Source organism: Sphaerospermopsis kisseleviana CS-549 (genome assembly GCF_028329225.1).
Taxonomy (GTDB): domain Bacteria; phylum Cyanobacteriota; class Cyanobacteriia; order Cyanobacteriales; family Nostocaceae; genus Sphaerospermopsis; species Sphaerospermopsis kisseleviana.
In genome coordinates this window covers 17,504-30,152 of the sequence record NZ_JAQMTI010000255.1, presented here as the reverse complement: position 1 = coordinate 30,152, position 12,649 = coordinate 17,504, and the positions used below count along the sequence as shown (strand labels likewise).

Below are 12,649 nucleotides of genomic sequence, written 5' to 3'. Positions count from 1 at the left end.
TATAGACATCGTTCACAGATAAAACTCAGCACATCACAGATAAGTGGTTGCTATTTTAGGAATCAGTATTTCTGAAATTTTGAGTGAAAGAGAGTTAAATGATGTCAAGTCACGAATCTAGATTGGAGCAATATGTACAGGAAATCCGCGAAAGTGGACTATCCGTATATGATGATATTGAGGTTGGAGATCGCAAGCTTTGGATACCAACACCGGATTTAGAAATATTAATTGATGTAGCTCTAAGGGGAATTTCGCTGCAAGGTTTACCCCTAAGAACTCGCTCTAAGTTTGTGAAAGAACTTATATGTCAAGCTCTTGGATATCCCATACCTAATTCATTCAAGAAAACTAAACCTCGCTTTCCCGGCCAGTTTTTCGACACTTACATTCAAAAGTCTAATAATTTGCAGATTTGGAATGATGAGCCTGAAGTAACAAGAAGATATGTATTAATCAAAGTGAATAGTGATGATTTAATCACTAAAGTTAAAGCTGTAACAGGAGACACCCTAGCAAAGCTTGACACTACAGGAACTTTGACTCAAAAGTATCAGGCAAAACTATTAACTGGACAAGTTGATGCGGAATTAGTCACTAATCAAGATTCAAATTTGCTTTTACCTTTTCTTAATACAAACTTTGATTTGCGATTAATTACTAGTCCTATAAATTACCCTAAAATGGGTGAAATTTTGCCAATTAGCGAAATTTTTAATCGCTTAGTCCCGTTAATTGGACAGTCTATAGTTGATATTGGATATGACCAAGAACGCAATCGTGGAGCAATATTGCATAGGCTTATATGTCAACAATTAGGCTATCAAAATTATCAAGATGATGGGCGATTTCCTGATATACGCCACCAATTACTAGAAGTAAAACTTCAAACTTCACCAACAATTGATCTTGGATTAGTTTGTCCAGATAGTAACAATCCTCTTGATGTACCAAAGATAGGTGATTGTCAAATTCGTCATTGTGATGTTAGGTATGGAATTTTTTATGCTGTCAGAAATGGCGATAATCTTACCATCACAAATTTTTATTTGACAACAGGTGAAAGATTTTTCAGCAGATTTCCCCAATTTCAAGGAAAAGTCCTAAATAAGAAACTGCAAATACCGTTACCGACTAATTTCTTCGACAGCTAATCCAAATGATTCCCAAATCATAGAATCTAATTCTCTCCAAAGCATATCTGCTTCCAAGGAGGGGATTAGGTTGTATATATCTTGAGATTTTTTAATAATCTCTCTTCCTATATGACTATGAGGATTAGGGATAGGAAAATGTTCGACATATTGAGTCATAAAACGTCTTCTTCCAGCATAAAGTTTGTTATGAAAACGGTGGTCATAGAAATGTTCAATAAAAGTAGAGTTAGCAACAGCTACAGCTAACCATAATAATTCTATATCCTGGGGATTTTTGCTCATCAACCAATAACAATCCCCATTAATTACAGAACCACTCAAATCAATCCAAAAAGTAGGCTTTTCAGAAATATCACGGAATACTAATTTAGGATATTGCCAAGCTAATGGGTCTTGGGAAACCCAAATTTCATACCATTTCCTTCCTGCATTAATAACATATTTGCGGTTTTCAAGCTGAGTGCGGTAAAGTTCTAAATATGCTTGACTGCGAGGATATAAAGAAATATCAACTGCTTCCCTACGACCTTCTACTACTGCATGGGGATAGAGAATTTGCTTAGGGTGATCTAGCTCAATAACTTTAAATCTTCTGGCAATATGATGAGTAGTTACTAATTTTAAAAGTTCTGGTCTTTCTACTTCAGGTATTTTCTGCCAATCAGATCGAATAAACACTTTATCAGCACAAGTTTTTACTCCAACTCGAATATCTCCGATATCGCGGAAAGTTCCCCAAGTATGAGACTCAACGGTTTTCAACCAACTGTCAATTGTTGTTGTGGTTATAGACCAAATTCCCGAATTATTGATGTTACTATTGAGTTGACCATGTTTTACTAAAAAACATCTACCATCACTGATTTTTATATTTCCTTCTTTAGATAAAGCTGCAATGGGATTATCAGCAAATTCTTGAGCAGTATCTTTAGTTTCATAAATAGATGTAAAAGCTGTAAAATTTTCTTTTCGTGTATTTTTACCCTCCAATAAAAGTATAGCAGGTAAAACTGCGGCTGGAAATAGCTTTGTATCTCCCAAATCCCATACATGATGAATATTAAAGTTATTTAAAATAGCTTGTCTAACTGCAAATCCTGATTTCACAGTCATAAATCTGTTAGAAGTAATTATTCCAGTTACACCTTGAGGATCTAGAACTGAAGCAATACCTAGAATAAAAGCATAGTAAATATCTATGCGCCCTGATAAACCAAACTGTTTGGCTATTTTTTGAGCTTGTGTTCCTCCTATAATTTGTGTGCGAACATAAGGAGGGTTCGCTATAATTACATCATAGTTTTGATACAAAACAGGCTCAAATAAGCTAGGAGTTTGATATTTTTCTCGTTGCAAAGCAGCATAATCTAAGAAGTTTTTATTCCAAAATTTACAATTTATTTTGGGAAATTCAATTCTTATATTGTTTTTTGCATTTTCTAGAGCTTCAGGGTTAGTATCAAAAGCACATACTTCTAAATTTGAAATTTTGTGTAATCTTAAATATTTTAGTAAACTGACTAATAGTTGTCCATCACCTACTGCGGGATCAAGAATTTTTATAGGGGATATAAAATTTTTATTTTTAACGATATCAACTATTTTTTCTGCTACAAAATCCGCTAAAATTTTTGGGGTGTAAGTAGCACCATCTAATTTGTCTTGGGAAACATTTTGATATCTTTTATGAATTGAGTTTGGCAAGTAATTCATATTTTTAAATTTTTTATTTAATTATCAATATTGTGTAATTATAGTATGAAAATTAAAATAATGCGATCGCTCTCCACAACCTACACACCAGAAAAGCGATCCCTTATGTAAAACATTAAATTTCAATCTGGCATTTTCACACAATCATCTGTAATAAACTCACTAGCATCAGTTACACAGGGAGGTAAACCAGGAGCTATTACAGGTAAATTTTTTGCTTCTCTATCTGCGACTTCAAAATTTAATTCCAGCAAAAACTTTAATATATCTTTTGTTTTTTCCATACCATAAGCCTCACGAACTGCTTTGTCAAGTTCTTCATGTGCTGTGCGAAGACGGTTTTTTCCTGGTATTTCTAGGGTGCGATAAAGTTCGCGTAAACTCCATTTATTTTCTGTCATAATTTGTTGTCTTAACTCTCGTAATTTAACTGCTGCTGCGGCTACTTTCTTCACCTGTGATAATTTGGGATTTTGAGGAAAAGGAAAAGAATCAAAAACAGTATCAGAAGTATAGCGAAAATCTCTTTTTAAAGTTGAGCATCTTTCATTAAACCATTGCCAATGAATATCAGATTGTAAAATTCCGAAAGAATAATCATCTGATAACGGGAATACTTGCAGAGCATCATTAGGATGTATTGAAGAACTAACAAACTCAAAAATTGGACGTTTAGTTACTCTTGCACAAGCAACATATCTCGGAATGAGAGAAATTTTCTCCAACATTTCCGGCCTTCCTCTCCAAAATCTCCACCAATGACGAAAGTGTGATTGACGTGGACCATTCTCTTTACCAGTTTGTTTTCTCTCATCATTAGCATTCTTTTCTATGGTTGGAAAAACATTTTTCTGAATATGTTCAAATGCTAGGCTATGTTTCATAGCTGAAACAGAATCTTGACAATGATTCATATCAATACAGTAGCGAGATGTAAGACTTTTATAATTCCCTAATAGACTATTACCTATTAAGTAAGGATGAATTACAGATTGAGAAGATTCATCTTTAGCAATTATTTTCGCTTGTTGTGCAGTGAGTAAAAATCCTTTATGTCCGTGAGTTTGTCCTTGATAACAAGCTCCTGAGTTGATATTAACTAAAAGTTTTTTTGCTTGAGTAACATCAAGTTTTGCAGATAAAGAAGAGTTAATTTTCTCAAGTTCTACAACTTCCCAAGGACTATCTACATCATCTCCAACTTGAGTATATAATTTCTTTTGACCTGATTCTTCACCTTTGATCCAATTAACAATTGAAACATGAACAACTGCACTACCTGACCAAACTTGAGTAGAAACTGCTTCGGTAATTGTTCCACCATTATTGACTATATAATCTAAACCGCCTTCACGGGAGTAGTTTTGACGGATGGTATTTGTACCAACCAGTCCAGCGCGTCCACCTGTGCTTAATTCATCATGAGTACGACGAAACCAATAAACACAATAATCTGCTCTTCCTGGTACTTCTGGATATTTTTCTCTTACTTGACTAACATAATCTTCTCCATATTCTTGCTGCATTTTGTTTTTTGATTGATAGGGTGGGTTGCCAATAATTGCATTTGCTTTTACCCAATCACAAAATAAAGCATCATCACAGCGAATATTTTGATCCAAATTATCCAGAGGAAGGGCGCGATCCATTTCTAAAGATAAACTGGTTTGTGCTACATTAAGTAGTTGATTTTCTTCATCTAATGCTAATTTTTTAGCAATCATTAAAGTTACTTTTGCTAGTTCTACAGCAAATGGTTTAATATCTAATCCATAAAATTGGTTTGTTTTTACTAAAGATATTGTACCTATACTAGATGTAGTTCGCAGACTGAAATTATCATGGATTTTGTTTAATAAACTGGCTTCTAATCTCTTGATTTCTCTATAGGCAACATAAAGGAAATTACCACTACCACAGGCTGGATCAAGGACTTTGAAATTAATTAATTCCTGTCTGAGTGCTAGTAATTCATTTAGCTTATTGGCTGCATCAATTCTTTGTTGCCAGGGTCTAACAATTGTGGGTAAAACTACTTTTTGAATGTCTGCGGGACTGGTATAATGTGCGCCTAAAGCATGACGTTCTTCTTTGCCCATGCTAGATTCAAATAATGTTCCAAAAATAGCAGGTTCTACTTTTGACCATCTTTCTGATGCTGCTGATGCTAATAAATCAATTTCGCCTCTTGTCAGTGAAATTGGTTCAACTTTAGAGAATAAACCAGCATTAAAATAAGGAACATTTCGATAACGGCTATCTTGAGGTGCAGGACGGTCACTTCCCATTTGATTAAAAAGTCCACCAATTAAATCATAAGAACTGATTTTATTAGTACGACAATCATCTAAAAATTCACTAAATAATCCTCTAGGTAACAAATCAATATCTTCTGCAAATAAGGCAACAACGCACTGAAGAATAAATTTTTGGGCAATGTCTTTTTTTTCTCTTCTTTCCACTAAGCGATTAAAAACTTGAGCAACGTTATCTGCTGCTTTGCGTGTAACGTCAACTAAGTTGTTATTGAATAGCGGTTTACGATTTTCAGGAAATAGGAAGTTTAAGACGGTATAACGATTTGGTAAATCTTCTAATGTGACTTTATCTAATGGTTCTTGTAATTGAATATCAAAGTCATAAATCCAAAATTCATCAAAGTTACAAAGAATTACATATTGTGGACGATGGGGAACTAATTCCAGCCAATATTCAAAGGCTTGTTGATAGTGTCTTTCTAGTTTTTCACCCCGTTTTTTCATTTCCATTAGTAACCGAGGTCGCCAAAGTAAATCAGCAAATTTGGTAGACTTTCCTTTAACTTTTACGCGATATTCTAATTCTGCTCCTGCTTCTTTATAACCTTGATGGTTGAATGCTTGAAATAGGCGATCGCAAAATACCTGTGCTTCTCCTTTTTCATCACCCTTCAACTGGCGAGCATATTCAACAAAACTGATAATTTTATTGCGTGTATCTTCCATTTGACTGTCAAAATATAATAAAAATTTACAAGACAAGAATATATTATACACTATAATTATATATGTATATAAAGGATAACTGGGAGAATCGGCATTTTTAACAAAATGTAATAAATGTTTTATTTTTGTTTTATTTTGCTGTATTTCTGATGGTTTATTCACAATCAAATATCACTGTAAAATAACCAATGAGTAACCAGTAACCAATTTAGCAAAAATCATGTATCCCCCTTGACACAAGGTAAAAAATAGGGTAAACAAAACCATAAAACCCAAACAAAAACCCCATTTCCCCAAAAAATCCCAGGGCAAAAATAGGGAACAAAAAAACAAAAGTCCTCAAACAATTGCACCAACAAAAACCCTAAACAACCCCCCTTTACCTTCACGGATAGGCATAGCGAAACCACCACATACAACGTCACCTAATACGTCGTAGGAAACGAAGTCTAAGTCTGTGTAAGCACCGTTTTCTTCCAAGAAGTTAATAGCGGTGATAATACCACGACCTGCACAACCTACACCGGGTTCTGGACCACCAGATTCAACGCACTTAACACCACGGAAACCGGTCAACATTACTTCATGGAGTTCGAGGTCTTCTACAGCACCTCTTTCAGCAGCCAAGTGTAATACTGTGGTTTGAGCCTTAGAGTGAAGCATCAAACGGGTAGAGTCAGCTTTAGGGTCACAACCTACGATGAGAATGCGTTGACCCATTTCAGCCATAGCTGCGAGGGTGTTTTGAGAGGTGGTAGATTTACCGATACCGCCCTTGCCGTAGAATGCTATCTGTCTAATTTTTTCGTCGCTCATTGTTCCTAGTTCCTAGTATTAGTGGTTTACTGGTCTTTTGTTTGTTGGTTTCTCACGCCTTGTATCTACGGCAGTGAGCGTGTAATAGAACGTCGCAGGTTATGGAGGCGATCGCTCTACCAAACATAGATTTTGTGTTGTGTTCATAGTGTTTATTGGGTTGTAAGAATTACTGTTTTGTTAGTTGTCAATTGTCAATTCTCAATTGTCAATTGTGACTAAACTTCTTCAACAATGATGTTTTTGTTAACGCGATCGCGCAATCTCGATTCAATCGCAATCTTCAAAGTTGCAGTGCTACTTGGACATGAACCACAAGCACCTTTCAGAATTACTTTTACCTTATCGCCTTCAATATCGTAAAGTTCAACATCTCCCCCATCGGCGATTAAAACAGGTCGGACTTCTTCATCTAATACTTTTTGAATTAGGGCGATTTTTTGCACATTAGTTAATGGTTTTTGTTGCCCTACTGTGGAAATTTCTTTGTTAGCTGTTGCGCTATTTTTACTGGCGATTTCTTTCTCATACTCTTGCTTAACTTCTTTTATTATATCATCAATCTTCGCTAAACAAGAACCGCATCCGCCACCAGCTTTTACATAATTTGTTACCTGTTCTGCACTGAAGAGGTTATTCTGTCTTACTGCTTTCTTGATCTTAGCATCAGTTATTCCAAAACAACTACAGATTAGGACACCTTCATCATCGTCATCATGTGCCGCTAAAGGAATACCACGATAGTTATAAATCGCAGCTTCTAAAGCTTCCTGACCCATAACAGAACAGTGCATTTTCGCTTCAGGTAAACCGCCCAAATATGCAGCGATTTCCTTATTTGTTACCTGCAAAGCTGCATCTAAAGTTAGACCTTTAACCATTTCAGTTAAAGCACTAGAAGAAGCGATCGCACTGGTACAACCAAAGGTTTGAAAACGAGCATCAAGAATTTTATCGGTTGCTTCTTCAATTTTCAAATGTAATCTTAAAGCATCACCACAAGCAATACTTCCTACATCACCCACAGAAACCTTTACACCAGGTTCATGATTATCTTCAATTGCGCCTTGGTTTTTGGGTTCGTAAAATAATTCTAATACCTTATCAGTGTAGTCCCACATAGTTAATTTTGGATTTTGGATTTTGGATTTTAGATTTTGGATTGATGATTGGTAATTGGTGATTGGTAATTGGTAATTGGTAATTGGTAATTGAAACAATATATTTGCTATTACCCATTACCCATTACCTATTACCCATTACCTATTTACTAAAGTTTGCTCATGTTGTTGTAACCAACTTGCATCATCATTTTTGAAGGGAGATAATGCACGTAGTTTTTCAACAATTTCTGGCATGACTGCAATTACTTGATCAATTTCTTCCTCAGTGGTGTAGCGACAAAGACTGAAACGAATTGAACCATGTAAAGTAGTGTAGGGTAAACCCATTGCTCGTAAAACGTGAGATGGTTCAAGAGAACCCGAAGTACAAGCAGAACCAGAGGAAGCACAAATACCATGCTTATTCAAAAGTAACAGAATTGCTTCACCTTCAATATACTTGAAACCGATATTAGAAGTGTTAGGCAATCTATTATTTACATCACCGTTTACTTGACAATCAGGAATCTTAGCAAGTAAACTTTGTTCGAGGCGATCGCGCAATTTTCTTTCTCTCTTTGTCGCCTCTTCTAAGTGTAACAGTTCCAGTTCCGCAGCTTTGCCTAAAGCGATAATTCCGGGAACATTTTCTGTACCTGCTCTACGTCCTCTTTCTTGATGTCCACCGATTAAGAAAGGACGGAATCTCACACCACGTTTTACATATAAAGCACCAATACCCTTGGGAGCGTGAATTTTATGACCAGATATGGTTAACATATCAATTGTACTGGTCTTCATATTCAAGGGTACTTTACCTACAGCTTGTACTGCATCAACGTGAAAGATAGCTCCATATTCTTTAACTCTAGCACCAATTTCTTCAATTGGAAAAATTGTGCCAGTTTCATTATTGGCATACATTACTGTTACTAAAGCAGTGTTGCCAGTGAGGGAAGCTTCCAACTCATTCAAGTCTATTTGTCCCTTATTATTAACAGACAAATAAGTAACTTGATAACCTTGAGTTTCTAACTGTTTGCAGACATTTAAAACAGCCGGATGTTCTACCTGGGAAGTGATGATGTGGCGTTTATCTGGTTGAGCTAATAACGCTGCTCTAATAGCTGCATTATCACCTTCAGTACCACAACTTGTAAAGACAATTTCCGATGAATCTTCTGCTCCCAATAAAGCTGCAACATTTTCTCTAGCTACTTTCACATCTTTAGCTAATTGACCGCCAAAAGTGTGCATACTAGAAGGGTTGGCATAGTAGTCCGTCAAGTAAGGTAGCATCGCCTCGACAACTTGAGGATCTACTTTTGTGGTTGCATTATTATCGAGATAGATGCAATTCTTTAACATTTCACTCACTATTTACTTAGTTATGATTTATTACTTATTGGATTTGGGTAATTGGTGATAGGTAATTGGTAATTGGTAATTGGTAATTGCTAAAAACTTCTTTACTGTCACCTGTCACCTGTCACCTGTCACCTGTCACCTAAATCGCTGCTTGTTGTTTTTTCAATTGTTCCGCTAACTTTTGGGAATAAGTGTTATACCAGCGTTCCCAATAATCTTGTTTATTGGTTAATTTTGCAATCACGCGGTTATAAGTAGCAAACCACATTTCCCAATAATCTTTTGATTCTTCTACACAACCACTAGCTGTAGGACAAACTGCTTTACATTGAGGAACTGTGTAAATAGTATTGGCGCAGTTTGTACACTTTTCAGAATCAATTACGTGCTTACCTTCAACTTCTTGAATTGCACTATTAGGACATACAGACACACAAAGATTACAGGAAATACACTGGCTAGTAATTGTGTAAGCCATGATTATTCTCCTTTGAGGTTTTGGGCTGTAGTAATGGGTAAATAGAGAAGGCAAAAGTGAGAAGTAAAAAGAACAGTATTCTTCAAACTTTTGAACGCCAGTTGCTTCAAGTCGGCAGAGCCGCCCAACGCACTGGCTCCTTTTGACTTCCTAAATATTCATTACTATTTCGCCTTTACATACTGCTCGTAAAACTCTAAAGCAACTTTTTCGATTACATCGTAAGCTTCAACAGTCTGTATGCCGGCTGCGTGCAGTTTCTCTTTAGGACAGTTGCCAATTTTGGAAACTAAAACCGCTTTGCAATCAGCAATTGCTTTCATTATATGGTCTGCGGTTGCTTCTTCACCGTATCCACCTTGACAATATTGATCAATTCGCCGATGTCCTGCATAACGAACTTCATTTCCATCAACTTCGTAAACTTGAAATTCCTTCGCGTGTCCGAAGTGTTGGTTAACTAAACCACCGCCTTTAGTGGCAACTGCAACGAGAATTTTTTCCTTAGTAGCTGTTTGTTTTTCAGCCTTAACTTTCTCTTTCGCTAGTTTAATTTCTGCTCTAAATTTCTCAATTCCTTCCTGTACTTCTTGACGTTTTTCTAAGTCATATTCTGGGGACATTTCCAAGAATTTCTCTTTAGTAAATTCCTGGCTGCGGTCTTCTCCTAATAATCCTACCGCATCGGCACGACACTGGCGACAGTGACGCATCATTTTCATGTTACCAGAACATTGATCCTGTACTTCTTTCAGTTCTTTGTTTGTTGGTCCACGTTGACCAGTTAAACCAAAATGTGTACCATGTTCTGGGGCAGAAATTAGCGGCATGATATTGTGCAGGAATGCACCATTCTCACGAATCATTTTGTTAACTTCTACCAAGTGTTGATCATTAATTCCGGGAATCATCACAGAATTAACTTTACACAAAATGTCAGCTTCTTTTAAAGCTTGCAATCCTTCCATCTGCTTTTCTAGCAGAATTTTCGCACCTTCTACACCTCTATAACGTTTGCGTTTATAGTGAACCCAAGAATAAATTTGTGCGCCTATTTCTGGGTCAATGGTGTTAAGGGTGATGGTAACGTGATCTATATTTAATTGTTTGATGCGATCGATGTATTCTGGTAGCATCAAACCGTTGGTTGATAAACAAAGCTTAATATCTGGTGCTTTATCTGCAATCAACTCAAAGGTACGAAATGTTTTTTCGGGGTTTGCTAAAGGATCACCAGGTCCAGCAATTCCCAAAACTGTCATTTGGGGAATTTTACTCGCTACAACTAATACTTTATGTGCAGCTTCTTCTGGTGTTAGTAGTTCGCTAACTACTCCCGGACGGCTTTCGTTAGCGCAGTCATACTTGCGGTTACAATAGTTACATTGAATATTGCAAGCAGGAGCAACAGCAACGTGCATCCGTGCATAATGGTGATGCGCTTCTTCGCTGTAACAGGGATGGTTGGCGATGCGTGCTTTGAGTTTTTCGTCCATTTCTGGCGCTGTGTTGCTATCACAACCGCAACCACCAGATTTGGCTTTGAAATTGGGTTCCTGTTCGGAGGAGGTGAGGAGTCCTGTAGCCGGTAGTGTCATTGAATTTCGCAAACGTCGGTGGACTAGATGGCCACTGTGGGAGATGCCGTTGCTCCTTCCAATGCCTATGAACTGAAGTCGCGTTTATACTCTCTTTGCCCCAAGGGTTAATTTGGCAATAATATCAATTTTGGTAATTTATGATAGATTCTAAATTTTGGTGACATTTAATTCAAAATCCCAAATCTAAAATCTAAAATCTAAAATCCAAAATTGATCAGGCAATTAATCCTTGAAGTTTGGCTGGTGTGTGTTAACTTTGGGTTTTGGGTAGACGGGTACAGCCGCGACTTCCTTTCACTTCAGGCATGGTGCTATCTCATCCCTCCACTCACTTTTCGCTGCTGATTTGTTAAGGAGCGTTAAGTGATTGGCGATAAATGATTTATAGCAGCACTTTTCATAAGGCTTTTTGCTATCTCTAGGATAGGATTTATTGGATTTATTATGTTTGTACTCAAAAATATAAATCCTCATCTCTGCAAGGATTACAATAATTAAATAATATTTTTTCGGGTATGGGTGCTAGTATTTTTTAGTTGGGGTACGAGTATTTATGAAGTGGGGTTCAGGATTTCTTTGTACTCATTCAAAACCCATTCTCTGTCAGGGATTTGGCAATATTTTGGTTATGTTCTGTTTACATTTACAATGTACTCAAATCCTGATCTATTTCTTCTGAAAGTCTTAATATATAAGGGATTCCAGGATTTAAGCTCCATTTACAGCCGTGTTACTAAAGTTTTACTAAGTCGGAAGGATGCCTATTGTATTCTGTATCCAGAATAGCATTTTTTTTCAGATAAAAATGCAGTTTATATTTTTTTAATTTTTCGGTAAGTATTCAGCTATCAGTCATCAGCTTTCAGCGAGTCGTTTGATTTTAGTGAGAGCATCCCAATTTTGAAAAAATAACCGTAGCAACACCAAAAAATCTCTTAAACTCTCTTACCTTTGTGTCCTTTGCGTCCTTTGCGTCCTTTGCGGTTCAATCATATCAGTCCCTTAGATCATTTTTTCCGTGAGATCAAAATAAACTTACACATTGGATGCTCCCGATTTTAGCTAAAGGCTGTCATCGTTTAATAATACTATAGTCTTAATGCAGATAATTTGCAAGTAATCTTATTTTGTTTAAGGGAGGGAATAGAAATAAGTAATCATTTATCAGTAATCAGTAATCAACTTTCAGATTTAAATATACAGGTTGCTGAAATTATACTTTTTGAAAGTTTTTCATAATTTGTCTAGGTTTCACAGCTTTTTAACAGGGAAATTTACAGACTAATATTTGTGTTTTTTATGATTTTTGCTGATAGCTGAATGCTGATGAATAGGGAATAGGGAATAGGGAATGAAAAATAATCTCAAGTTAGGTGACAGTTGACAGGCAATGGTAAAAATAAATAAGTCTTGCTGAACTTTTGGCAAT

The 12,649-nt window shown here is 36.3% G+C and carries 7 protein-coding genes and 1 pseudogene; 1 reads left to right on the top strand and 7 read right to left on the bottom strand.

Translation table 11 applies throughout. The features are described from left to right. The first annotated feature begins 98 nt into the window (after positions 1-98). Complete coding sequence (locus PN497_RS19815) at positions 99-1,154, top strand: hypothetical protein (RefSeq protein ID WP_272110779.1); 1,056 nt, start codon at positions 99-101, stop codon at positions 1,152-1,154. Here PN497_RS19815 and PN497_RS19810 read toward each other — a convergent pair. The 7 genes and pseudogenes from PN497_RS19810 to nifB all read right to left on the bottom strand — a co-directional run bounded on the left by PN497_RS19810 (position 1,128) and on the right by nifB (position 11,217). Next, positions 1,128-2,870 (bottom strand): Eco57I restriction-modification methylase domain-containing protein, encoded by a 1,743-nt coding sequence (locus PN497_RS19810; RefSeq protein ID WP_096568589.1) that lies wholly within the window; start codon positions 2,868-2,870, stop codon positions 1,128-1,130. The genes PN497_RS19815 and PN497_RS19810 overlap by 27 nt on opposite strands. 122 nt (positions 2,871-2,992) lie before the next feature. Further along, positions 2,993-5,854, bottom strand: a complete 2,862-nt coding sequence (locus tag PN497_RS19805; protein WP_096572698.1) for a class I SAM-dependent DNA methyltransferase — start codon at positions 5,852-5,854, stop codon at positions 2,993-2,995. A gap of 378 nt (positions 5,855-6,232) precedes the next feature. Next, a pseudogene (locus tag PN497_RS19800) lies at positions 6,233-6,670 on the bottom strand (AAA family ATPase); the annotation flags it as partial. A 218-nt stretch (positions 6,671-6,888) separates the two neighbouring features. Beyond that, positions 6,889-7,791 carry a Fe-S cluster assembly protein NifU gene (gene nifU, locus PN497_RS19795; protein WP_096572699.1) on the bottom strand — a complete coding sequence of 301 codons (903 nt, stop codon included), beginning with the start codon at positions 7,789-7,791 and terminating at the stop codon, positions 6,889-6,891. A 138-nt stretch (positions 7,792-7,929) separates the two neighbouring features. Then, complete coding sequence (gene nifS / locus PN497_RS19790; RefSeq protein WP_096572700.1) at positions 7,930-9,141, bottom strand: cysteine desulfurase NifS; 1,212 nt, start codon at positions 9,139-9,141, stop codon at positions 7,930-7,932. A gap of 139 nt (positions 9,142-9,280) precedes the next feature. Next, complete coding sequence (locus tag PN497_RS19785; protein WP_096568592.1) at positions 9,281-9,619, bottom strand: 4Fe-4S binding protein; 339 nt, start codon at positions 9,617-9,619, stop codon at positions 9,281-9,283. A 164-nt stretch (positions 9,620-9,783) separates the two neighbouring features. Further along, complete coding sequence (nifB, locus tag PN497_RS19780) at positions 9,784-11,217, bottom strand: nitrogenase cofactor biosynthesis protein NifB (RefSeq protein ID WP_096568594.1); 1,434 nt, start codon at positions 11,215-11,217, stop codon at positions 9,784-9,786. Positions 11,218-12,649 lie beyond the last annotated feature (1,432 nt).